The sequence below is a fragment of the Streptomyces sp. H27-H5 genome, assembly GCF_026627505.1.
Classification (GTDB): domain Bacteria; phylum Actinomycetota; class Actinomycetes; order Streptomycetales; family Streptomycetaceae; genus Streptomyces.
Genome location: NZ_JAPNLK010000010.1, coordinates 1 through 22,710, shown reverse-complemented (window position 1 = coordinate 22,710; position 22,710 = coordinate 1). Strand labels below are relative to the sequence as shown.

Genomic DNA, 22,710 nt, shown 5'->3' with positions numbered 1-22,710 from the left:
GAGGGAGCGCCGGCCCGTCTTTCGCCACGACAAGCGGTGCGTCAGCCGCGAAGGGCCTGGACCGCGGCTTCCAGCCGCTTGCCGAAGTCGCCGTCCGCCTGGCGGAAGTTGTTGATCGCGCGCTCGACGATGTCCTCGCGCGAGACCTTGGCGATGAACCCGGACAGGTTCTCGATCAGCCGGGTCTTCTCGTCCTCCGAGTAGAGGCGGTAGAGGTTGCCGGCCTGGACGAAGTCGTTGTCCTCGCTGTGCACCGCGGCCGGGTGGTTGCCCGTGCCGCCCGTGAGGGGAACCGACTGCCACAGCGGGCGGTCGATCTGGTGCGGGCCGCCGAAGCTGTTCGGCTCGTAGTTCTTCGCGCCCTTGTGGCGACCGTCGTACAGGTGGCCGTCGCGGGAGTGGGTGCGCGCCTCGGTGGCGTGCGGGCGGTTCACCGGCAGGTGGTCGGCGTTGATGCCGACGCGGTAGCGGTGGGCGTCGCCGTAGCCGAAGAGACGGCCCTGGAGCATCTTGTCCGGAGAGGGACCGATGCCGGGGACGAAGTGGGCCGGGCTGAAGATGCTCTGCTCGACCTCGGCGAAGACGTTCTCCGGGTTGCGGTTGAGCTCCAGCTTGCCGATCTCGATCAGCGGGTAGTCCGCGTGCGGCCACACCTTGGTGAGGTCGAACGGGTTGAAGCGGTACCCGGCCGCCTCGGCCGCGGGCATGATCTGGACCTGCACGGTCCAGGACGGGAAGTCGCCGCGCTCGATGGCCTCGCGCAGGTCGCGCTGGTGCGAGTCGGGGTCCTCGCCGGCGAGCCGGTTGGCCTCGTCCTGGGTGAGGTTCTTGATGCCCTGGTCGGTCTTGAAGTGGTACTTGACCCAGAAGACCTCGCCGGCCTCGTTGTTCCACTGGAACGTGTGCGAGCCGAAGCCGTTCATGTGGCGGTAGGACGCCGGGATGCCGCGGTCGCCGAAGAGCCAGGTGACCTGGTGGGTCGACTCGGGGCTCAGGCCCCAGAAGTCCCACACGTTGTCGGCTTCCTGCGAGCCCGTGTACGGGTCGCGCTTCTGGGTGTGGATGAAGTCGGGGAACTTGATGGCGTCCTTGATGAAGAACACCGGGGTGTTGTTGCCGACGAGGTCGTAGTTGCCCTCTTCGGTGTAGAACTTCAGCGCCCAGCCGCGGGGGTCGCGCACCGCGTCGGCGCTGCCGAGGTTGCCCGCGACGGTGGAGAAGCGCAGGAACGTCTCGGTCTCCTTGCCGACCTCGGACAGGAACTTCGCCCGGGTCCACTGCGAGACGTCGCGGGTGAGCGTGAAGGTGCCGTAGGCGCCGGCGCCGCGGGCGTGCACCACGCGCTCCGGGATCCGCTCGCGGTTGAAGTGCGCGAGCTTCTCCAGCAGGAGCTGGTCCTGGACCAGGACGGGGCCGCCGATGCCGGCGGTCTCGCTGTTCTGGTTGTCGGCGACCGGAGCTCCGGCCTCCGTGGTGAGCGGTCCCTGCGTCACGTGCGCCTCCTGCGTCATTCCTGCCTCGTCCTGCCCTCGACCCGACCTCGGGCCGTGCCGTACTCGATCCTACGATGGACTTTGTCTAAGTCAAGCAGGAATCCAATCTCGCACTCGTTCGGGAGTTACACGGAGTCCCCTCGCTGTTAGGCTGGCGTCCATGAGTGACCTGCTGCAACGACTCCGCGGACGCGGATGGCGCATGACCGCACAGCGGCGTGTCGTGGCCGAGGTGCTCGACGGTGACCACGTTCACCTGACGGCAGACGAGGTGCACGCGCGTGCCGTGACCAGGCTGCCGGAGATCTCCCGGGCGACCGTCTACAACACCTTGGGCGAGCTCGTGTCCCTCGGCGAGGTCCTGGAGGTGTCCACGGATCGCCGCGCCAAGCGGTACGACCCGAACGCGCACCAGCCGCACCACCACCTGGTGTGCGCCCGCTGCGGCGCGATCCGCGACGTCCACCCGGCCGGCGACCCGCTGGCCGACCTCCCCGACGGCGAACGCTTCGGCTTCACGGTCTCCGCCGTCGAGGTGACGTACCGAGGGGTCTGCCCGAACTGCGCGGTCGCCTGACCCCCGCCACGAATGACACGAAGGGCCCGGAAGCATGATGCTTCCGGGCCCTTCTCGTGGCGCGCTTTCCATCCGGAAACGACCGAAGGCCCGGATCCAGGGGATCCGGGCCTTCGGTCTTCAGTAGCGGGGACAGGATTTGAACCTGCGACCTCTGGGTTATGAGCCCAGCGAGCTACCGAGCTGCTCCACCCCGCGTCGGTAAACCTGACTTTACGGGAGGGCCCCCGGCAGATGCAAATCCGTTAACCGGCCAGTCCTCGCAGCGGGAGAGCGGTGAGGGTGTCGACCACCTCGTCGTCGTCGAGCGGGACCCCTGCGGTCATCGCCGCGTAGCCGAGCATCGAGATCATCGACCCCATGGCCGCCGCGACCAGACCGGGGTCTCCGGGAAGCGGGCGGCCCTGCTCGCGCATGTACTCCAGGTGCCGACGCAGCGGGTCCGTCTCCCGCGTCAGCCGCTCCCAGGCTCGCCCCGCCGCCGGGGGCTCGGCCATGGACTTCTGGAAGAGGGCCACCACGACGGGCAGGTGGTCCCGGAAGACCCCCAGCTGACGGCGACGTGCGTGCGGAGCTGTGCGGGATCGGCGAGATCGTGTTCCCGCGGATGCTCCTCGGCCCCCACGGCCGCGTCGACCTGGTCCCCCATGTCCGCGAGCAGCGCCTGGAGCAGCTCCTCCTTGCCGGCGAAGTGCGACTCCAAGACCCCCGGCACCCTGCAACGCCGCGTCAACGACGCCCTGATGCCCCTGTTCTTCCGCCACGCGTACGCGCGCTCGACGTCATGGCTCTACCGCTGACCCCCGAGCGGCGCCTCTCGGCCGTCCCGGGTCAGGCCGAGAGTTCCTCCGCCAGCGCGTCCCGCAGCCTGGCGGCCCGTTCCGAGACCTCCGCCGGCCCCAGCTCCATGGCCCGCACGCACCACTTCTGCCCCTCCGTCAGGTCGCCCTGACGCGCGGCCAGCAGTCCCAGCCGCAGCGCGGCCCGGCCGTGTCCGGACACGGCCGCCCGCGTCCACCACAGCGCCGCCTCCGGCTCGTTGCCCTCCCGTGCCAGCAACAGCCCCAGGTTGAAGGCCCCGTTGCGGGAGCCGGCCTCGGCCGCCTCCCGGTACCACCGCGCCGCCATCGCGAGGTCACCCCGCGCGGCGGCCAGCATCCCGACGCGCACCTGCGCCCGCCGGTGCCCGTGCTCGGCGGCCCGCTCGTACCACTCCTCGCTCTCGGTGCGCGCGGCGCCGCCCGCGGACTCGCCGAGGGCCGGCGGCTCCGGCGGCGGGGCCAGCGACTCCAGCAGCGAGGCCAGCCGGAACGCGGCCTCCGCGCTGCCGCCGCCCGCCGCGCAGCGCAGGTGGCGTTCGGCGGCGCGCTCCTCGCCGTCCCGCACGAGGGCGATGCCGACCTGGAGCGCGGCGTCGGTGTGTCCCGCCGACGCGGCCCGCTCGTACCACTTCAGCGCCGTGCGGTCCTCGTCCCGACCGGCGAAGAGGATGCCCAGGTTGAAGGCGGCGTCCACGCTGCCCGCCTCCGCCGCCTTGGAGAACCAGGGCTCGGCGCCCTCGGTGTCGCCGCCCTGCAACAGCAGGATGGCGAGCGCGTTGGCCGCCTCGCGGTGGCCCGCGTACGCCGCGCGCCGGTACCACTGCTCGGCCTGCGCGGTCCGCTCCTGTGCGGCGCACAGCAAAGCAAGGTTGTACGCCCCGTTCTGGTCGCCCGCGTCCATGGCGGCCCGGTACCACTTCTCGGCCGTCTGGGTCTCGCCGCGCGCGGCGTGCAGCGCGCCCAGCGCGTTGGCGGCGTTGCCGTCGCCGTCCTGGGCGGCACGGTTCCACCACGCGGCCGCGCTGTCCTCGTCGCCGGCGTCGCGCAGCAGGAACCCCAGGGCGCAGGCGGCTCGGGCCTCGCCCTGCTTGGCGGAGGTCAGGTACCAGCGCCCGGCCTCCTTGAGTTCCCCGCGCGCCTCCAGCAACGCGCCCAGGTGCAGGGCGGCCCGGCGGTGTCCGCGCGCGGCGGCCTGCCGGTACCACTGCTCGGCCTCGGCGGGGTCGCCCTTGCGCAGGTGTCGCGCCAGTCGGTACGCGGCTTCGCGGTGCCCCTGCTCGGCAGCCGCGCGGAACCAGCGCTCGACGCCGCGGTCCCCACGGTGCTCCAGCAGGTCGGCCAGTCCGTACGCGCCCAGGGCATGGCCGGATTCCGCCGCCTGGCGCAGCCAGTACTCGGCGGCGGGCTCGTCGCCCCGCTCCCGGTAGTAGCGGCCGAGAGCGTGCGCGGCGGGTGCGGATCCGGCCACGGCGGCGACGCGCCACCAGCCGGCGGCCTCCTCGGGGTAGCCCCGCTGGTGCAGCAGTACGCCGAGGTTGTTGGCGGCGGCCCGGTCGCCCTCGCCGGTGGCTCCGCGCAGGTAGGGCTCGGCCCCGGCGAGGTCGCCGCGGCGCAGCAGCAGCGCCCCGAGCACGCTCATGGCGCCGGGGTCGCCCTTGTCGGCGGCCACCCGGTGCCGGGCTTCGAGCTCGGCGTCACTGGCCACGTCGGCTTCGCCGAAGGCTTCGTCCGCGAAATCCGCATCGGTCAGTGCGGTCTGCGCGTTAACGGTGCGAGCCGCCTCAACGGCTCCCGTGCCCGGCTCGGCCTCCGCCCTCACAAACCGCCCTGTCTCCAGCAGAGTTGACCTGTCCCCCATAAATCCCATCGTCGCATCACCTGCTACCCGCGTACACCTGGTATGTCGCAGCCAGTGAGGTCACTACAGCGTTTTGTCGACATGCCCACAGAGAGACAAGTCAAACACGCTCCTGCCCCAACTCACCCGCCCCAGCGACCCCGTGTCCGTCACGCGTTCGTCACGCGTCATGTCCGCGCCCCTTCGCGGACATGACGAAGGCCCGGATCCCATGGGATCCGGGCCTTCGTTTTCAGTAGCGGGGACAGGATTTGAACCTGCGACCTCTGGGTTATGAGCCCAGCGAGCTACCGAGCTGCTCCACCCCGCGTCGGTAAAACCACAGTAGCACGACGCGGGACGGAGCCATTACCAAGTGATCGTCAGCCTCCGGACTTGGGAGCCGTGAGCTTCGCCTCGGCGTCGATCGCCCGCTGAAGCGCCGCCTTGATGTCCTCCTGGGCCTTGCCGAACGCCGTCCAGTCACCGGACTGGCGGGCCTTCTCGGCCGCCTCGATGGCCTTCTGTGCGTCCGACAGCGCCGCCTTGACCGTCGGGTCCTGGGCGGTCGGCGGGGTGACGGTGCCTTCGCCCGGCGGCTTCTCCGGGGTCACGGGCACGGTCGGCGCCTCGGCCCCGAAGACGACGTTCAGTGCCTTCTCCAGCGTGTCCTCGAAGGCCGTCTGGCCGCCGTAGGTCACCAGCACCTTGCGCAGCAGCGGGTACTTCAGCCCGGAACTGCGGACGTACACCGGCTCCACGTAGAGCATTCCGCCGTCGAGCGGCACCGCGAGCAGGTTTCCGTACTCGACCTCGGAGTCACCACCGCGCAGCAGGCGGATCGACTCGGCGATCTTCGGTTCGGACTGGAACTTGCTCTGCACCTGCTTGGGCCCGTCGACCGGCTTGCTGGTCGGCAGCTTCAGGATTCTGATCTTGCCGTAGTCCGGGGTGCCCGGATCGGCGTTGACCGCCATGTAGGCGCTCAGGTTGTCGCGCTCGTTCGGCGTGAACGTCGTGGTGAGCGAGAAGACCTGGTCCTTCTCCTTCTGGTCCGGCATCTTCATCGACAGGTAGTACGGCGGAAGCGCCGTGCCCGCCTTGACGGTCGGGTCGTCCGGGACGGCCCAGGCCTCACTGCCGCTGAGGAAGGTCTGCGGGTCCGTGACGTGGTAGCGGGTGAGCAGCTCGCGCTGGACCTTGAAGAGGTCCTGCGGGTAGCGCAGGTGGTCCATGAGCGCCTTGGGGATCTCGCTCTTGGCCTTGACCGTGCCCGGGAACGCCTTCATCCAGGTCTTGAGGACCGGGTCTTCCTTGTCCCACTGGTACAGGTCGACCGTGCCGTCGTACGCATCGACGGTCGCCTTCACCGAGTTGCGGATGTAGTTGACCTGGTTCTCCTGGGCGACCACCGCGCGCTGGCTGTTGGTCAGCGAGTCCGCGGTGCTCTGGCCCAGCGTGGTGCGCGAGGCGTACGGGTAGCCGTTGGTCGTCGTGTAGGCGTCGACGATCCACTTGATCCGGCCGTCGACGACCGCCGGGTACGGCGCCCCGTCGATGGTCAGCCACGGCGCGACGGCCTCGACGCGCTCCTTGGGCGTGCGGTGGTACAGGATCCGCGAGCCCTCGCCGATGGCCCCGGAGTACAGGATCTGCGGCTCGTTGAAGGAGAGCGCGTAGGCCGCACGGTTGACCGGGTTGTCGAGATTGACCCCGGAGTCGCCCTTGTAGCTCGTCTCCTTCTCGCCCTTGTCGTCCGAGTAGTCGAGCTCCTTCTGCGGTCCGCCGACGATCGAGTACTGCTTCGTCATCTCGCCGTAGTAGATGCGCTGCTCGAAGTCCGTGCCGAACATGCCCTTGGAGGGCAGGTCGGACTGGGTGAAGTCGGGGGCGCCCTGGTCACCGACGGTGGTGCCCTTGGCCGCGACGACGCCGTAGCCGTGGGTGTACTTGAAGTGGTCGTTGATCCAGTTGTTCTTCGGGATGCCGCCGATGTTCAGCTCGCGCAGGCCGATGACCGTGTCCTGGCCGTTGTACCGGTCCACGGCGAGCGTGGACGGGAAGCCGTAGTAGCCCTTGACCTGCTGGAGCTGCTGGAAGGCCGGCGAGACGATGTTCGGGTCGAGGAGACGGACGCTGGCCGTGGTGTCCGCGGTCTGGCGCAGCTTGGTCTTGTCCTCGGTCTGCGGTACGCCCGGGTAGTCCTTGACCTCGGACTGGGCGATCCCGTAGGCGTCGCGCGTCGCCTTGATGTTCTTCTGGACGTACGGCGATTCCTTGGCCTGCTCGTTCGGCTGGACCTGGAACTTCTGCACGATCGCCGGGTACAGCCCGCCGATCAGGATCGCCGAGAGGACCATCAGGCCGAAGCCGATGACCGGCAGCTGCCAGGTCCGGCGCCACAGGGTGGCGAAGAACAGGACCGCGCAGATCGCGGCGATGGCGACGAGGATCGTCTTGGCCGGGAGGTACGCGTTGGCGTCGACGTAGCGCAGGCCGGTCCAGTTGTCGGCGGCCTTGAAGTCGCTGGACTTCACGGCGAGGCCGTACCGGTCGAGCCAGTACGCGATCGCCTTGAACGTCACGAAGAGGCCGAGCAGCACCGACAGGTGCCCGGTGGCCGCGGCGGTGGCCCGGGCGCCGGGGCTGGTGACGCGCAGTCCGCCGTACAGGTAGTGCACGACGGCGGCGGCGATCACCGACAGGACGATCGCGGCGAAGCCGAAGCCGAGCAGGAAGCGGTACCAGGGCAGGTCGAAGGTGTAGAACGACACGTCCAGGCCGAATTGGGGGTCCTTCTGTCCGAAGGGCACCCCGTTCACGTACATGAGCCAGGTCTTCCACTGGCCGGCCGCCGAGGCGCCGGCGATCAGGCCGACGATGGCGGCGATGCCCAGGAGCAGCCACTTCTTGTACGGTGCGACGCTCATGCGGTAGCGGTCGAGGCTCTGCTGCTCCATCGACATCGCGCTGAGCGGCGGCCGCAGCCGGTGGGCCAGCCAGATGTTGAAGCCGACGGCACCCGCCATCAGCAGGCCGAAGACGGCGAAGAGGCCGACCTTGGTCCACAGGGTGGTGGTGAAGACCGTGGAGTACTTGACGGACCGGAACCAGAGCCAGTCGGTCCAGAAGCCCGCGAACATGATGAACAACATGGCCAGGACGGCCAGGACGCCCAAGGTCATCAATAGAGTCCGGGCACGCCGGGACGGGCGGCCGACTCTCATCCGTGGCCCGGAAGGGCCTCCGCCGCGGTCCGGCATCTGGAAAGCCAAGGTGCGCACCTCTGAAAGTCGCTGGGTCTGGTCATCAACGGGGCCCCCGATCGTAGAGCCCACTCATGCAACTTACTGAGGCTTTAGTCAGTTCCCGGTATCGGGTGGAAAGGAGGCAGGATGTTGTCCATGTCCAACCTTTCTCCTTCCGCCGGCACCCCGATGGCCGCCTCCCCGCTGACGCGCGCCGTCCTCGAGATCGACGAGTACGCCTCCACCCTCGGCTGGGACAAGCCGGCCCGGCTGTTCGCCCTGGTCGACACCGCCAAGCTGCGCAAGCAGGAGCCGGGCCTCGCCCGTCAGCTGGGCCTCGACCAGGACGACGCGGGCAAGAGCCAGCTCACCCCGATCGAACAGGACCAGGTGCCGGCGGGGACCCCGCTGGACAAGTTCCTGGGGACCATCGCCTGGCCCGCCGCGATCGTCGGCTGCGCGCTGACCGTGGAGCGTCTGATGCTGCCGCCGTCGGCGGAGGCCTCCGTCCCGGAGGGGCTCGGCGACAAGCAGCTGGCCAAGTGGGTCGCCGGGCATCCGGACCGGCAGGAGGTGCGGCTGACCGTGGGTGTCCTGCGGGACGGGTCGCGGGAGTCGGCCGTCCGGCTGCGCGAGAAGGACTCGTCGACCGAGGTGCTGACGGGCGCGACCCTGGTGCCGGGGCTGGCCGAGGCACTGGCCGCGACCTTCCTGGACTGACCGGACCCGGACCGGCCCGTGCCGGACCCGGATCGTCGCTCGCGGGGTTCTTCGGGGGCCGGTCAGGGCTTGCCGCACTGCGGCAGCCCTGCCGTCTCCCCCTTGGAGATCTTCTCCAGCGCCTTGGCGGCGTCGTCGATGGTGGACACCTTCACCAGCGTGAGCCCATCGGGCACGTGGGAGGAGGCGGCGGCGCAGTTGTCGGCCGGGGTCAGGAAGTACTCGGCGCCGGCCTGGCGGGCGCCGATGGTCTTCATCTGGATGCCGCCGATCGGGCCGACCTTGCCGTCGTCGTCGATGGTGCCGGTGCCGGCGACGAACTTCCCGCCGGTCAGGTTCTCGGGGGTCAGCTTGTCGACGATGCCGAGCGCGAACATGAGACCGGCGCTCGGACCGCCGACGTCGGCGAGGTTGATGTCGATGGGGAACGGGAAGGTGTGGTCGATCCCGGCCCGGATCCCGACGATGGCGTGACCGTCGTCCTCGGCCTTGCCCGTGGTGACCTTGATCTTGGCGGTGGCGCCGGGCTCGCGGTTGCCCTTCTCCGCCTCCGCCATCTCCTTCGCGGGGACGACGACGAACTCGACGGGCTCCCCGACCTTGTGCTTGGTGACGAGCCTGGCCACGTCGGCGGCCTCGGCCACGGGGGTGCCGTCCACGGACTTGATCACGTCGCCGGCGTGCAGGATGCCCTCGGCGGGGCCGCCCTTGACCACGGAGGACACGATGACGTGCGGGGTGACCGGGATCTTCAGCTGCTTGAGCGCCGCGACCTTGGCGCTCTCCTGGGACTGGCTGAACTCCTCGGCGTTCTCCTGCGTGGACTGCTTCTCCGTCTTCCCGTTCGGGTAGAGGTTCTCGTGCGGCACCACGATGTTGTCGCCGGACAGCCACCCGTACGCCGCTTCCAGCAGGTTCATGTCGTAGTCCGCGCCGGTGACCCGGACGGTCGTCATGTTGAGGTGACCGCTGGTGGGGTAGGTCTTGTGCCCCGAGATGCTGAGCACCGGCTCGCCGCGCGAGTCCCCGAGCGTGTTCACCGTGGGACCCGGGCTCATCTCGGCGTACGGGACCTTCAGGAACACCCCTGCGCAGAGCAGCGCGAACAGGACGAGGGTGGAGGCGAGCATCGTCGCGGTGCGGCGTGGCATGGATCGACAGTACGGGACGCCCCTGGCAGGCGGCCCGTGGGGCCGGGCCGTACGGGGTCGTGCGCGGGAACTCTCAGGCGATTCTCAGGGACTCACGGGACGCCTCAGACGGCGTCGGAACCGGAGTGCACCTCCGCCTTCGTCCTGGTGTGGTCGGTCTTGTCCATGACCTCGCGGAACCTCGCGTAGCCGGCCAGCTCGGATATGTCGCCGGATGTCCGGTCGCGAGCCGCCCAGCTGCCCCATATCGCCGCTCCGATGGCGGCGAACAGCGGAATCAGCAACCACGCCAATGATGCCATGGACGTGCCTCCCTGCCCCGAAAGTACGTGTCGTTGGTGGCTTCAACGCTCGTGCCCGGAAAGGGGTTACGCAAATCGGGGGCGTGTTGCGCGGCCGAACGGGTGCGAGGTTACCCCCTTGCGGAGGCGGCCCCGCCGCCGGGGGTGTACCGGGGGGTGTGGGCGCGCGCGGAAGGGCTCAGCAGGCGCCGACCCACTCCTCGGTGCCGTCCGCGAACGTCTGGTGCTTCCAGATCGGCACCTCGTGCTTGAGGTCGTCGATCAGCATCCGGCAGGCCTCGAAGGCCTCGCCGCGGTGCGGGCAGGACACGGCGACGACGACCGCGAGGTCGCCCACGGACAGGTCGCCGACGCGGTGGACGGCCGCGAGGGCGCGGACCGGGAACTTGGCCACGACGCGCTCGGCGACGCGGCGCATCTCGGCCTCCGCCGTCGGGTGGCAGGAGTAGCCGAGGGAGTCCACGTCCGCTCCGCTGTCGTGGTTGCGCACGGTGCCGACGAAGAGGGTCGTGCCGCCCGTCGCGTCGTCGCCGACGGCCTGGAAGACCTCGTCGATCGAGAGCGGGGTCTCACGGATTTCGAGCAGGCGGATCGGGTCCGGAGCGGCCTGCTCGCCGGGGTGGTCGAAGTGCGGATCCATACAGCCATCGTGCACCACGGTTTTCGGATCGCGGTAGAGCCGATTCGACCGGCTGTACGACCCGCCCGTATGGAGCCTTCTACAGGAAGCACGGCCCGGCCCGCTCTCGACCGGGGCCGAGCGCCCGCCCCGGGCCGGGGCGGGGCGCGCGTCGGCCCGGCTGCTCAGATCCCCCGGCGCTTGCGGGCGCGGCGGACCGCGGCGGCCGCGCCGAGGAGGGCGACGGTCGCGCCGGCGGCGCCGGCGGCCGTGGCGGCGTCCTTGCGGCCCAGGCGACGGCCCGCGACGGTGTGCCGGCCCGCGACCTCCTGGAGCAGTTCGGCGAGCACTTCCTCGTTGGTCCAGCGGGGCCGCCAGCCGGCCGCGTGCAGCCCGCTGACGCTGACCACCCACGGGTGCATCGTGTAGGCGAGGTCGCCGGCCGGGGACGGCGTCAGGCCGATCCGGTGGAGTCGGGCCGCGGCGCCCAAGGCGACCGCCGAGGGCAGCTCCATGCGGCGGATGCCGCTCAGCTCCTCGACCTCCTCCTGCTCCAGCCAGCCCTCGCAGCCGACCGCCAGCTCGCCCTCGACCTTCTCCAGCGCCGCGTACTCCAGGGCGCTGACCAGGTCCTCGACGTGGCAGAACTGCCAGGTGGGCCGGGATCCCGCGACCACGAGCAGGCGCGGGGACTCGAAGTACCGGGTCAGCGCCGTGTCGGTGCCTCCGACCAGGACCGCGGGGCGTACCACGGTGACGTTCAGCCCGGGGTGCGCGCGGGGGGCCCGGCGGCCGAGCCGCTCGATCTCCAGCAGGTCGCCGACGCCGGTGGCCTCGGCGGTGGCCCGCAGCTCGGCGTCCTCGGTCAGCGGGATGTCGTTGTCCGGGAGCGCCCCGTAGACCATGGCGGAGGTGCACAGCACGACCCGGTGCACCCCGGCCGCGGCGGCGGCCGTCAGGACGGTCTGGGTTCCGCGCACGTTGTAGGCGGTGCGGGCCGCCGGGTCCGTTTCCAAGTCGAGGTCGAGCGCGAGGTGGACGACGACGTCCGCGCCGCGCAGCTTCTCGGCGATCGCGGGGTCCCGTACGTCCAGGACGTGCCACTGCGCGGCGGCGCAGTCGCCGCGCCGCTCGTCGATCGCGACGACGTGCTTGACCTCGTCGGATTCGACGAGGCGGGCCACCAGGGCGGCGCCGACGCCCGACGCGGCACCCGTCACGGCGATCACGGGGTTGTGTCGGCGGGGGGCGGGCTCGTTTCGCGTCTGGCGAACGCCAGGGGCGCTGTCACCGTGCTCAGGGCTGTCTTCGGCGTCCTGCGGCGCGCGGCTGTGCTTGTCCGAAAGCTGCGGATCCGGGGAACTCACCAGGCGTCTCCAGCGGTTGTCTTCAGTAGGGACGCACCGTGACGCGTACCTACCAGGTGATGTCCATCCTGCCGCAGCCCAGGAGTCGGCGGAGCACCGAGCCCGGAAGCGGGCGGGGTGTCTACGCTGGGTGGTGTTGTCGGACCATTGCCGTCGGCTCCCGCCGGCGGCCCTACGAGCCGAGGAAACCCCGTGAGCGACACCCCATTCGGATTCGGCCTTCCGCCGGAGGAGCCGGAGAACGGCGACGAAGGCAAGAAGAAGGGCAACGAGGGCGGTCAGGGCGGCCCGGCGAATCCGTTCGGGTTCCCCGGCATGGGCCTGCCGGGCGCCGGCGGCCCGGGCGGTGCGGACAACCCGTTCGCCTCGATGTTCGGTGCCATGAATCCGAACGACCTCGGCGCGGCCTTCCAGCAGCTCGGCCAGATGCTGAGCTACGAGGGCGGCCCCGTGAACTGGGACATGGCCAAGGACATCGCCCGCCAGACCGTCGCGCAGGGCACCGCCGACGGGGTGAAGGACACCAGCGTCGGCGTCGCCGAGAAGTCGGCGGTCCAAGAGGCCGTACGCCTGGCCGACCTGTGGCTGGATGGGGTGACCTCGCTGCCGTCGGGCGCGAACACGGCGGTGGCGTGGAGCCGCGCCGAGTGGGTCGAGGCGACCCTCCCGGTGTGGAAGGAGCTCGTGGACCCGGTCGCCGAGCGCGTCGGGGCGGCCATGGGCGGGGTGCTGCCCGAGGAGATGCAGGCCATGGCGGGCCCGCTGCTCGGCATGATGCGTTCCATGGGCGGCGCCATGTTCGGCCAGCAGATCGGGCAGGCGGTGGGCGTGCTCGCGGGCGAGGTCGTCGGCTCGACCGACATCGGGCTCCCGCTGGGCCCGACCGGCAAGGCCGCCCTGCTGCCGCTGAACATCGAGGGCTTCGGCAAGGACCTGGGCGTGCCGGCCGAAGAGGTCAGGCTGTACCTGGCGCTGCGCGAGGCGGCGCACGCGCGCCTGTTCGCGCACGTGCCGTGGCTGCGCTCGCACCTGTTCGGGGCGGTCGAGGGCTACGCCCGCGGCATCAAGGTCGACACCTCGAAGCTGGAGGACGTGGTCGGCCAGCTCGACCCGTCGAATCCGGAGCAGTTGCAGGAGGCCCTCGCGGGCGGCATGTTCCAGCCGCAGGACACCCCGGAGCAGAAGGCGGCCCTGGCGCGCCTGGAGACGGCGCTCGCGCTGGTCGAGGGCTGGGTCGACGCGGTGGTGCACGAGGCCGCCAAGCCCCGTCTGACCTCGGCGGACGCCATGCGCGAGACGATGCGCCGGCGGCGCGCCTCCGGCGGTCCGGCCGAGCAGACCTTCGCCACGCTGATCGGGCTGGAGCTGCGTCCGCGCCGGCTGCGCGACGCCTCGCGGCTGTGGGCCTCGCTCACCGACGCGCGGGGTGTGGACGGCCGCGACGGGCTGTGGGAGCACCCGGACATGCTGCCGACGGCCTCCGACCTGGACGACCCGGACGGGTTCGTGCACCGCGAGCAGCTGGACTTCTCGGAGATCGACAAGATGCTCGGCGAGGCCGCCGAGAAGCGTGATCAGGGCGACAAGGGCGAGGGCGAAGAGAAGAAGTGAGCCTGTACGACGACGCGGTCGCGGTCCTGAAGGACCTCGCGCCGACCGATGAGCAGCAGAGCGGGTTGCGGGACCTCTACCTGGAGCACCTCGCCGCCCACCCCGACGGGGTCTACAAGCCCTGCCGGGCCGGACACGTCACGGGCAGCGCGCTGGTGATCGACCCGGTGCGGGGGCGCGTCCTGCTCACCCTGCACAAGAAGCTGGGCATGTGGCTCCAGATGGGTGGTCACTGCGAGCCCGGTGACGCCACCCTCGCGGAGGTGGCGTTGCGCGAGGCCGTCGAGGAGTCGGGGATCGCCGGCGGGCTGACCCTGCTGCCGGGCGGGCCCGTGCGGCTGGACCGGCATCCGATCCCGGAGCCCTGCAACTGGCACCTGGACGTGCAGTACGCGGCGCTGGCCCCGGCCGACGCGGTCGCGGAGATCAGCGAGGAGTCGCTGGACCTGCGCTGGTTCCCGTACGCGGAGGTCGCGGCGGTGGCCGACGCCTCGGTCGTGCGGCTGATGGAAGCGAGCCTGGCGCGTCTCTGAGACGGCCGGGAGGGCATGCGCAAGGGGCGGGTCCCTCGGGACCCGCCCCTTGCGGCGTCAGGCGTGGTGTACCGCGCCGCTCTCGCGCGCCGTGCCGTGGCTCGGATCAGTTCCAGGCGTTGTTCTGGTTCTGGCTGTGGGCGCCCTGCTGGCCCATGCCGAACTGGGCCGCGGCGCCCTGACCGATCTGGGCGTTCTGCGGCGGCAGTGCCTCGCTGGGCTGCACGAGGGCGAAGCCGGTGCCGAGGAAGCTGAGTTCCCAGCCCTCGCCGGTGTTGCCGCGGCGCCGCCAGACTCCGGTGGAGTGCGTCTGGGCCTGCATCTGCACCCGCAGCGAGGTGGACCAGGCGACGATCGCGTCGGCGTCCGCGTTGACGTACTTGTCGGGCGTGACCTGCATCATCAGCGGCTGGCCGGAGGTCATCAGGGCGACCTTGCCGCGGCCGCTGATGTTGAGCTGGTACTTGCCGGAGCCGGAGATCCCGTACTGGCTGTCCACCGCGATGGCCTCGGTGTGCAGGGTGGAGTCCAGCGCCAGCACGTAGCTGCTGTCGACGGTGAGACCGTCCCGGTCCACGTCCACGACGTGCACGTACTGGGCCAGGTTGGCCAGGTAGACCGTGCCCTGTCCGGAGCAGCGCATCAGGTCCAGGCCCTCGCCGGTGCGGGCGCGGGCGGTGCGCTGGGTGGTGCTCTGGTACTCGCCGTCGAAGTCGACGATCCCCTGGTAGGCGACCATCGCGCCCTTGCGGGCGAGGACGTCGTCGGTGCCGCTCAGGGAGACCCGCAGGAGTTGCGGGTTCTGGACGGTGTACCGCTCCTCGGACTGCGTCTCGGCGTGGGCGAAAAGTGCGCTCTGCATGATGTGTCCGCTCCCCCTCAGCCCCGGGTCCGGAGCCGGTCGGTGCTGTCCTCGCTGGGCTGTACCACGACGATTCCCTGGCCGGAGAAGGCCATCTGGTAGGCCTCACCGCTGCCCCGGCCGATCATCGACGAGGCCTTGAAGCTGCGCTTCCCCTTGACCTTCAGGTTCGGGGACCAGGCGACGAGCGCGTCGGGGTCCACGTACGTCTCGTCGTCGCCGCGACCGCAGTCGACGACGATCGGGGTGCCGCGGGAGGTGATGGCCACCCAGCCGGTGCCGGAGACCTGCACGTTGAACAGGCCCTGGCCGGCGAACTTGGCCATGCCCTTGACCCGCTCGACGCCCCACTGGAGGTGGGCGTCGAACGCGAGCAGGTTGGTGCCGTTGACGGAGAGGGCGTCGTTGTTCAGGTTGATGACGACGACGTCCGCGCCGTAGTCGGCGAGGTAGAGCAGACCGTCGCCGGTGCACTTCATCAGCGGGGCGCCCTCGCCGGTGATCCACTGCGAGGCCATCTGGCGGACGGCGGGCGGGTTGGGCTCGTACTGGACGAAGCCCTCGTACGCGACCATCGATCCGGTGCGCGCGAACAGGTCCTGGCCGCTCTGCATGGCGACCTTGAGCATGGCTCGACCGTGGTTCTCCATGCGGGCCGTGACGGGGGTCGGGGCGTATCCCGCGAGTTGCTGGTTCATGGCGTTCATGACGGGCTCCCTCAGACCTCGTACGGCTGGACGACGATGAAGTTGCCGGGTGCGCCGCGGAACTGGAGGTTCACGGTCTCCCCGCTGTGGCCCGGATAGGCGGTGCGGCGCAGCCGGACCTGGCTGGAGATGATCACCTGCGAGGCGGCGGACCAGGCGACGATGGCGTTGCTGTCCGCGAAGGTGGTCGGGGTGACGGGCAGGACGACCGGGACGCCCTGCGTCTTGACGATCACCGTGCCGCTGCCCTGGAACTGCATCGTGAACAGGGCGCCGCCGGGGATGCCGTGGCCCTCGATGCGACGGACCTCGTGCTGGAGGGACTCGTCGAAGGCGAGGACGTTCTCCGCGGAGACGCAGATGCCGTCGCCCTGGAGCTCGATGGCGTGCAGGTGGGCGCCGTTCTCGGCGAGGAAGACCTGGCCGCGACCGGTGCAGCGCATCAGCTGCATCTCCTGGCCGGTGGCGTTGCCGACGATGCGGCCGGCGAACCCGGCTCCCTTGTAGCTGAAGTCGACCTTGCCCTGGTAGAGCACCATGCTGCCCTGACGGGCGAGGACGGCCTGGCCGCCCATGGACAGGTCCACCCGCATGAGCTGCTGGTTCTGCGGGGTCCAGCGGGTGCCGGTGGGGGCTTCCTTGTACGGCTGGAGCGCGGCGGCGAGGCCGTGTCCGGCGGCGGCCGGCTGGGGCTGCTGCGCGTACTGGGGCGGCTGCTGACCGAAGGCCGGCTGACCGCCGTACGGGGGTGCCTGCTGTCCGGGGACCTGGCCGTACGAGGGCTGCTGCCCGTAGGGAGCGGGGGCAGGGGCCGGCGGCGGCACCTGGGCGCCGTAGCCGGGCTGCTGTCCCGGGACCTGACCGTACGAGGGGGTTCCGGGCTGCTGCGGGGGGTGGGGCGGCTGACCGTACGGCGCGGTGGGCTGCGTCGTGAGGGGTCCGACCATCGTCGGGGCCGAGTGCACCGGCTGCTGCGGGGCGCCGGCCGGGGTGCCGAACGACGGCGCGGGGGCGGGAGCCTGGGCGGGTGCGGGTGCCAGGGCCTGGGCGGGAGCACCGAAGGCGGGCGCGGGGGCCTGCGCCTGCGGCGGCGGGGCGAACCCGGGCGTGCCCGCGGGCTGGGCCGGGGCCTGCTGCTGCGGCTCCTCGTCCTCGGCCACCTCGCCGCCGAAGTTCTTCAGCAGTGCGGCGAGTCCGCCGTCGAAGCCCTGTCCGACGGCGGCGAAGCGCCACACGTCCTTGAGGTAGAAATCGCCGATCATCAGGGCGCGTTCGGTGCTGAATTCCGCGCCCGTGAACGAGTAGCGGACGACTTCCTCACCGCCGGCCACGATCCGGATGTAGCCCGGGCCGATCTGCGACATCTGCCCGGGGCCGTCGATGGAGGCGGCGAAGGACAGCTTGTGGATGTTCTGCGGGATCCGGTCGAGAGTCACCCGGAAGGATTCGCTGTCGCCCGCTTGCGTGCCGAGCTGCTGAATGGACTCTTCCGGCGACTTCGGCTGGTTGTAGAAAACGAAGTAGCGATCGTCCGAGAGCTGCTCGTTCGCATCGAGGCCGAAGCAACTGATGTCGATGGCAAGCCCGGGCCCGGCGATCTGGACGCCCACGTACAGATCGGTGCCCGCTGTCAGATCGCTGATCTTGGCCTTGTGGCCGCGTTGGAATTCCCTGGCCATACGTCCGACCGTCCCCCATCCCGACTGTGAATGCAGTGCCGCAGGCTAACGGCTGCCGCTCAGGCTAACGGCTTCCGCCGACATCCAGCCAAGTCGGTACCGACCCGGTACACATCACGCCCTGTCACGCCATGATCATTCGTCCCGCGCTCCGGGAACCGCGGGAAGGCGCTCGGCCGCGACCACTCCCTCCAGGTATCCGCGGGCCCGTTCGGTCTTCGGGTACGCCTCCAGCAGGTGCCAGAAGCGCGGGCCGTGACCGGGGACGAGGAGGTGCGCCAGCTCGTGCAGCAGTACGTAGTCGACGACGTACTCGGGCATGCCCTGGAGGCGGTGGGAGAGGCGGATGCTGCCCTCGGCGGGGGTGCAGGAACCCCAGCGGGTGTTCTGGTTGGTGACCCAACGGACCGAGCGGGGGCGGGCGCGGCCGTCGAAGTACTGCTCGGACAAACGCTCGGCGCGTTCGGTCAGTTCCGTGTCGCCGAGGGTGCGTTTGCTTTCCTGGGCGGCGAGCTTGTCGAGCATGACGCCCACCCAGCGCTGCTCCTCCGCCTCCGACATCCGGGCAGGGATCAGGACGACCGTCCGGTCACCCTCACGGTATGCGGAAACGGTCCTGCGGCGGCGCGCGCTCCGGCGGACTTCGACGGCGCGCTGCGAGGGATCGGCGGACACGCCAGCACGGTACCCGCTCGTCATGGCGGAAGTCCCGCTCGTCCGCGCTTCGAACATGATCGATTCGCCGTCGATATCAGAAACGCCCTCTGCGCCCCTTACGCGCATGAACACCCCTTTTCTCCATCTCATATGCCTAATACCCCTTGCCTGTGGACAAACTCACGCACCGATTCCCGGGGACGGGCAATGTTGTTGCGGACGGAGGCGGAAGACCGCTTCGGGGGCTTTCGGGGACCCCGGGGCTCGGGTGCTCGCGGAATCGGGGGGCTCGGGCCTCGGCGAATCGGGAGCCTCGGGGCTCGGGGCTCGGGGACGGAAACGAGGGGACGGCCATGTATCCGAAGGTGAAGCCGGCGCTGGCGAGGGCCTGGCGGGATCTACAGACGGTGCAGTTCGGGGTGACTCCCGCGCATGCGGTGGTGCTCGGCCCGGTGGACACGGCCACCGGGGCGTTCATGGACCGGATCGACGGGACACGGGGGATCGATCTGCTGCGTGCGGAGGGCGCGGCGATGGGGTTGTCGGAGGGTCGGGTGGACGAGTTGATCCGACGGTTGGCGGGGGCCGGGCTGTTGGACGACGCGACCGTGGGTGGGCCCCGGGCCCAGGCGGTGCGTCGGAGGCCCGAGAGCCTGGAGCGGCTCGGGCCCGATCTCGCCTCGCTCTCGCTGGTGCGTCGGGAGCCGGGTGGGGACTTGCGGGCGGTCGCGGCCCGGCGGGCGATACGGGTCCAGGTGCGCGGGAGCGGGCGGGTGGGCGCGGTGATCGCGGCCGTGCTCGCGGGGGCCGGGGTGGGGCGGGTCGAGGTCCTCGACGGGGGTCGGGTCCAGCCGGCCGATGTGGCGCCGGGCGGGTTGGGGTCCGGGAGTGTGGGCCGGTTGCGGGCGGAGGCCGCGGGGGCGCTCGTGCGGGCGGCTGCCCCGGGGCGCGCTCCCCGCGCCGGGGAGGCGGAGGGGCCGGAGCCGGCGCTTTCCCTGGTGGTCGTCGCTCCCCGGGACGGGCTCCAGGCGTGGGCCCCCGATCCGGAGACGGCCGCGGACTGGGTGGCCACGGGCACCCCGCATCTGTACGCGGGGGTGTTGGAGGGCACGGGGCTGGTCGGGCCGCTGGTGCTGCCGGGGGCCACGGCCTGCGCGGGCTGCATGGAACGCGACCGGATCGATCGGGATCCGGCCTGGCCCAGGATGCTGGTGCAGTGGCGGTCGGCGCATCGCAGGCGCGCCACGGCGGCCTGCGACCTGGGGTTGGCCTCGGCGGTGGCGGGGTTGGCGGCCGGGCACGCCCTGTCCTTCCTCGACGGACGTCTGCCCGCCTCGACGGGAGCCCGATGGGAGGCCGCGTTACCGGGCCTGAGCTGGGAGCCCTCCGAGGTTCGCCCTCATGTGGACTGCCCGTGCTCCGCCGCCGGGGTCGCGGAGGCGACGCCGACGACGGCGGGCGCCGGCCGGGGCGGTGTGGCCGTGTCGGGAAGGGGGCGGGGAGGATCGGGCTGAGGAGGCCGCGGGGGGTCATGACAGGATGCGTTTGGTCTGCCTCAGGGGGCGCGCCCCTGAACCGCCGCTCGCGGCACGGCTGTCTGGGAACTGGAGGGGCGTATGTCTGATCTTCCCCGGAAGGCGGTCACTCGTACCGTCAAGCTGGCCGCGCTGCCACTGGGCTTCGCGGGTCGGGCCACCTGGGGGCTGGGAAAGCGGATCGGGGGCAAGTCGGCGGAGATCGTCGCGCGGGAGCTCCAGCAGCGCACCGCCGATCAGCTGTTCCGGACGCTCGGCGAGCTGAAGGGCGGGGCGATGAAGTTCGGTCAGGCCCTGTCCGTCTTCGAGTCGGCCCTGCCCGAGGAGATCGCCGGCCCCTACCGGGCGGCGCTCACCAAGCTCCAGGAGGCGGCCCCGCCGCTGCCGGCGGCCCGGGTGCACCAGGTGCTCGCGGAGCGGCTCGGCGAGGACTGGCGCGACTTGTTCGAGGAGTTCGAGGACACGCCCGCGGCGGCCGCCTCGATCGGTCAGGTGCACCGTGCGGTGTGGCACGACGGCCGTCAGGTGGCGGTGAAGGTGCAGTACCCGGGAGCCGGCGAGGCGTTGCTGTCGGATCTCAGGCAACTGAGCCGGTTCGCGGGGCTGTTGGGGCCGCTGATTCCGGGCATGGACATCAAGCCGCTGATCACCGAACTGCGTGACCGGGTCTCGGAGGAGTTGGACTACGAGCTGGAGGCCGAGGCGCAGCGGACGCACGCGGACGCCTTCGACGGCGACGAGGACGTGGTCGTGCCGGACGTCGTGCACCAGGGCGACGAGGTGCTGGTGACCGAGTGGATGGACGGGACCCCGCTGTCGGAGGTGATAGCGGACGGCACGCAGGAGGAGCGGGACCGTGCCGGGCAGTTGCTGGCCCGGTTCCTCTTCTCCGGGCCGGCGCGCACCGGGCTGTTGCACGCCGATCCGCATCCCGGGAACTTCCGGCTGATAGCGGGCGAGGACGGCCGGATGCGGTTGGGCGTACTGGACTTCGGGACGGTCGATCGCCTTCCGGGTGGCTGGCCCAAGCCCATCGGTCGGTCGCTGCGGCTGACGCTGGGCGGTGACGCCGAGGGGGTCTACGAGCACCTGCGCGCCGAGGGGTTCGTGAAGGAGTCCATCGAGCTGGACCCGGAGGCGGTGCTCGACTATCTGGAGCCCCTGCTCGAACCGGTCGAGGCCGACGAGTTCACCTTCACCCGCCCGTGGCTGCGCGGCCAGGCGGCACGGATCGCCGATCCCCGCTCCCCCGCGCACCAGTTGGGACGACAGATCAATCTGCCGCCGTCGTACCTGCTCATCCACCGGGTCACGTTGAGCACCCTCGGCGTGCTGTGCCAGTTGGGTGCGACGGTGCGGCTCCGCGAGGAACTGGAGTCCTGGCTCCCGGGGTTCCTGCCCGAGGACCTGGAACCCGAGCGGGCACCCGAGGCGGATCGCGGAGCGGATCGCGAGAAGGACCTCGCGAAGGATGGCGAGCGGGGGAAGTAGTGCGCCCGGCGGTGGCCGGGCGGAGGGGCCGGGGCCTCGGCTGGAGGGTTTCGGGCGGCGGGGCCTCGGGTGGCGCCGCCGGTCACCACCAGGAGGAGTCGAGCCGGCCTTCGATCGCCCGGAGGTTGGCGCGGGCGCATGCGACGCAGAAGTACTGCCTGGTCCCGTTCTCCACGGAGCAGGTCCAGGTGGGCGGCGCGCCGTCCGGGGCGTCGGCACCGCACCCCGCGCAGACGACGGGCTGGGCCTCGGGTCCCGGCGGGGTGGGGCGGGGAGTCGGCTGGTCCACCCGCAGACGATATCCCCGCCGGGGGTGGGCGCGCTCCGCAACGCCCCGGGGGGACCGGTCCTTTCGGACCGGTCCCCCCGGGTGCTGTTCCTTCGGTGCTCAGTTCATGACGGCCATGGCGAGGGCCCGCCGGGCGCGCATCGAAACGCGCTCGGCTCGGCGCTGCATGCGCCGGGCGGCGACCAGGCGCAGGGCGTGACGCTCGGCGTCCGCCTCACGCATGCGGTCGTCCATATGGGCACGAGCCATGGCTTCTGGGATGAGTTGCATTTCGCGGGTCCTGTTCTGACGCGAGGTGATCGCGCCTGCGGTGATGAAGTCTGCGGTGGCGGAGCCGTGCGGCTGCTCGCTCGTGGTGGTGTGGGTGGACATGAGGGCCTGCTTCAAGGGGTCGCGCGTCAGGGGGCGGTCGATGGTGCCGATGGCGGTCATGCCGCGACAACCGGGTTCTTGCGCGGGCGACCGCGGGGCCGCTTCCGGGCGACGACGACGCCCTGGACGAACAGCTCGCCTCCCCAGACGCCCCAGGGCTCGCGGCGCTCCTTCGCGCCGGCGAGGCAGGCCTCGACCAGCGGGCAGGTGCCGCAGAGCGACTTGGCGTACTCGACGTCGGCCGGGGACTCGGCGAAGAAGACCTCGGGGTCGAAGGTACGGCAGGGGACGGGGACGCCGAGGTTCTCGATGGCGTCGTCGAGCGCGGTCAGCGCGGTGAGGGGAGTCAAGGTGGAGTCCTCCGGGACTGCGGGCGGGGAGATCGTTTGGGTCTGCGGTACGGACGGGGCGTGCGCTTCGAGTTGCACGGTGGTTTCTTCCTCGTCTTGGTTGACTAGTGCAGCGCGTCGCAGGTCCTTTGCCGGTTGGGCGTGGCTGGATTGGTGACGCTGTGTGAGCGCGCAGGCATCCTGCGGGAAGCGGTCCTCGGACGACCCGGCTTCGGTCCGGCACACGGTGGGCCGGGGTCGGGTTGCGCCGCCATCGCCTGGTTGAGGCTACTCGCGGATCGGTGTCAGCAAGCTGTGAGCGCGGTGGCCCAGGTCCACATCCGGAATGGCCGTTCCGTCGGCGTAGGCCCGGGTGCGTCCGCCTAGTGCGGCCGACAATCCGGAGCGCTCGGTGAGCCAGGCCGCCAGATCCGGGACGAGGCCAAGGACGACCAGTGCGTAGTCGCTGGTGTAGTAGTCGCGGATGTGCGCGGCCAGCAGGGCGATCCG

General features: G+C 70.9%; 23 protein-coding genes and 2 tRNA genes. 7 read left to right on the top strand and 18 right to left on the bottom strand.

Annotated elements, in window-relative coordinates:
* Window positions 1-41: 41 nt before the first annotated feature.
* Window positions 42-1,511 (bottom strand): catalase, encoded by a 1,470-nt coding sequence (locus tag OTB19_RS06610; RefSeq protein ID WP_324289556.1) that lies wholly within the window; start codon window positions 1,509-1,511, stop codon window positions 42-44.
* Between the two features lie 142 nt (window positions 1,512-1,653).
* On the opposite strand from OTB19_RS06610, the gene OTB19_RS06605 reads away from it, so the two are divergent.
* Window positions 1,654-2,070 carry a Fur family transcriptional regulator gene (locus OTB19_RS06605; RefSeq protein WP_267797076.1) on the top strand — a complete coding sequence of 139 codons (417 nt, stop codon included), beginning with the start codon at window positions 1,654-1,656 and terminating at the stop codon, window positions 2,068-2,070.
* A 124-nt stretch (window positions 2,071-2,194) separates the two neighbouring features.
* Here the strand turns inward: OTB19_RS06605 and OTB19_RS06600 are convergent.
* Together OTB19_RS06600 and OTB19_RS06595 are read right to left on the bottom strand one after the other, a co-directional pair.
* Window positions 2,195-2,268: transfer RNA gene (locus tag OTB19_RS06600), tRNA-Met, on the bottom strand.
* 47 nt (window positions 2,269-2,315) lie between these two features.
* Entirely contained in the window at window positions 2,316-2,591 is a 276-nt protein-coding gene (locus OTB19_RS06595) for a hypothetical protein (RefSeq protein ID WP_267797075.1), read from the bottom strand.
* A 126-nt stretch (window positions 2,592-2,717) separates the two neighbouring features.
* On the opposite strand from OTB19_RS06595, the gene OTB19_RS06590 reads away from it, so the two are divergent.
* The gene (locus OTB19_RS06590; RefSeq protein WP_267797074.1) at window positions 2,718-2,870 is read left to right on the top strand and encodes a hypothetical protein; all 153 of its coding nucleotides are present in this window, start codon (window positions 2,718-2,720) and stop codon (window positions 2,868-2,870) included.
* Between the two features lie 31 nt (window positions 2,871-2,901).
* Here OTB19_RS06590 and OTB19_RS06585 read toward each other — a convergent pair whose 3' ends face one another.
* From OTB19_RS06585 to OTB19_RS06575, 3 genes are all read right to left on the bottom strand, one after another.
* Window positions 2,902-4,749 carry a tetratricopeptide repeat protein gene (locus OTB19_RS06585; protein ID WP_420716804.1) on the bottom strand — a complete coding sequence of 616 codons (1,848 nt, stop codon included), beginning with the start codon at window positions 4,747-4,749 and terminating at the stop codon, window positions 2,902-2,904.
* A gap of 236 nt (window positions 4,750-4,985) precedes the next feature.
* A tRNA-Met gene (locus OTB19_RS06580) sits at window positions 4,986-5,059 on the bottom strand.
* 52 nt (window positions 5,060-5,111) lie between these two features.
* The gene (locus OTB19_RS06575; protein WP_267797160.1) at window positions 5,112-7,991 is read right to left on the bottom strand and encodes a UPF0182 family protein; all 2,880 of its coding nucleotides are present in this window, start codon (window positions 7,989-7,991) and stop codon (window positions 5,112-5,114) included.
* A 132-nt stretch (window positions 7,992-8,123) separates the two neighbouring features.
* On the opposite strand from OTB19_RS06575, the gene OTB19_RS06570 reads away from it, so the two are divergent.
* On the top strand, window positions 8,124-8,696 hold the full coding sequence (locus OTB19_RS06570; protein WP_267797072.1) for a PPA1309 family protein: 573 nt from the start codon (window positions 8,124-8,126) through the stop codon (window positions 8,694-8,696).
* A 62-nt stretch (window positions 8,697-8,758) separates the two neighbouring features.
* On the opposite strand, the gene OTB19_RS06565 is transcribed toward OTB19_RS06570, so the two are convergent.
* From OTB19_RS06565 to OTB19_RS06550, 4 genes are all read right to left on the bottom strand, one after another.
* Window positions 8,759-9,847 carry a PDZ domain-containing protein gene (locus OTB19_RS06565; protein ID WP_267797071.1) on the bottom strand — a complete coding sequence of 363 codons (1,089 nt, stop codon included), beginning with the start codon at window positions 9,845-9,847 and terminating at the stop codon, window positions 8,759-8,761.
* A gap of 104 nt (window positions 9,848-9,951) precedes the next feature.
* Window positions 9,952-10,149 (bottom strand): hypothetical protein, encoded by a 198-nt coding sequence (locus OTB19_RS06560; RefSeq protein ID WP_267797070.1) that lies wholly within the window; start codon window positions 10,147-10,149, stop codon window positions 9,952-9,954.
* A gap of 178 nt (window positions 10,150-10,327) precedes the next feature.
* A complete protein-coding gene (locus OTB19_RS06555) occupies window positions 10,328-10,789 on the bottom strand; it encodes a molybdenum cofactor biosynthesis protein MoaE (RefSeq protein WP_267797069.1) in 462 nt (153 codons plus the stop codon).
* A gap of 164 nt (window positions 10,790-10,953) precedes the next feature.
* A complete protein-coding gene (locus OTB19_RS06550) occupies window positions 10,954-12,135 on the bottom strand; it encodes an SDR family oxidoreductase (RefSeq protein ID WP_267797068.1) in 1,182 nt (393 codons plus the stop codon).
* Between the two features lie 192 nt (window positions 12,136-12,327).
* Between OTB19_RS06550 and OTB19_RS06545 the strand changes: the two genes are divergently transcribed.
* Together OTB19_RS06545 and OTB19_RS06540 are read left to right on the top strand one after the other, a co-directional pair.
* Window positions 12,328-13,746 (top strand): zinc-dependent metalloprotease, encoded by a 1,419-nt coding sequence (locus tag OTB19_RS06545; RefSeq protein WP_267797067.1) that lies wholly within the window; start codon window positions 12,328-12,330, stop codon window positions 13,744-13,746.
* Entirely contained in the window at window positions 13,743-14,279 is a 537-nt protein-coding gene (locus OTB19_RS06540) for an NUDIX hydrolase (RefSeq protein WP_267797066.1), read from the top strand. Before OTB19_RS06545 ends, OTB19_RS06540 begins: the two co-directional genes overlap by 4 nt.
* Before the next feature lie 106 nt (window positions 14,280-14,385).
* Here OTB19_RS06540 and OTB19_RS06535 read toward each other — a convergent pair whose 3' ends face one another.
* The 4 genes from OTB19_RS06535 to OTB19_RS06520 all read right to left on the bottom strand — a co-directional run bounded on the left by OTB19_RS06535 (window position 14,386) and on the right by OTB19_RS06520 (window position 18,226).
* Window positions 14,386-15,141, bottom strand: a complete 756-nt coding sequence (locus tag OTB19_RS06535; RefSeq protein ID WP_267797065.1) for an AIM24 family protein — start codon at window positions 15,139-15,141, stop codon at window positions 14,386-14,388.
* Window positions 15,142-15,158: 17 nt separating this feature from the next.
* On the bottom strand, window positions 15,159-15,839 hold the full coding sequence (locus OTB19_RS06530; RefSeq protein WP_053676492.1) for an AIM24 family protein: 681 nt from the start codon (window positions 15,837-15,839) through the stop codon (window positions 15,159-15,161).
* Between the two features lie 20 nt (window positions 15,840-15,859).
* Window positions 15,860-17,527, bottom strand: a complete 1,668-nt coding sequence (locus tag OTB19_RS06525) for a TerD family protein (RefSeq protein ID WP_267797064.1) — start codon at window positions 17,525-17,527, stop codon at window positions 15,860-15,862.
* A gap of 135 nt (window positions 17,528-17,662) precedes the next feature.
* Entirely contained in the window at window positions 17,663-18,226 is a 564-nt protein-coding gene (locus OTB19_RS06520) for a M48 family metallopeptidase (RefSeq protein ID WP_267797063.1), read from the bottom strand.
* Between the two features lie 311 nt (window positions 18,227-18,537).
* Between OTB19_RS06520 and OTB19_RS06515 the strand changes: the two genes are divergently transcribed.
* Together OTB19_RS06515 and OTB19_RS06510 are read left to right on the top strand one after the other, a co-directional pair.
* Entirely contained in the window at window positions 18,538-19,698 is a 1,161-nt protein-coding gene (locus tag OTB19_RS06515; protein WP_267797062.1) for a ThiF family adenylyltransferase, read from the top strand.
* 102 nt (window positions 19,699-19,800) lie between these two features.
* Window positions 19,801-21,210 (top strand): ABC1 kinase family protein, encoded by a 1,410-nt coding sequence (locus tag OTB19_RS06510; RefSeq protein WP_267797061.1) that lies wholly within the window; start codon window positions 19,801-19,803, stop codon window positions 21,208-21,210.
* Window positions 21,211-21,292: 82 nt separating this feature from the next.
* Here OTB19_RS06510 and OTB19_RS06505 read toward each other — a convergent pair whose 3' ends face one another.
* From OTB19_RS06505 to OTB19_RS06490, 4 genes are all read right to left on the bottom strand, one after another.
* Complete coding sequence (locus tag OTB19_RS06505; protein WP_267797060.1) at window positions 21,293-21,499, bottom strand: hypothetical protein; 207 nt, start codon at window positions 21,497-21,499, stop codon at window positions 21,293-21,295.
* A gap of 99 nt (window positions 21,500-21,598) precedes the next feature.
* Window positions 21,599-21,931: a hypothetical protein gene (locus OTB19_RS06500; RefSeq protein WP_053676353.1), complete on the bottom strand. Its 333-nt coding sequence runs from the start codon at window positions 21,929-21,931 to the stop codon at window positions 21,599-21,601.
* Complete coding sequence (locus OTB19_RS06495; protein WP_053676354.1) at window positions 21,928-22,299, bottom strand: WhiB family transcriptional regulator; 372 nt, start codon at window positions 22,297-22,299, stop codon at window positions 21,928-21,930. The genes OTB19_RS06500 and OTB19_RS06495 overlap by 4 nt, the downstream gene beginning before the upstream one ends.
* Window positions 22,300-22,488: 189 nt before the next feature.
* The coding region (locus OTB19_RS06490; RefSeq protein ID WP_267797059.1) for a hypothetical protein at window positions 22,489-22,710 on the bottom strand (222 nt) is incomplete at its 5' end.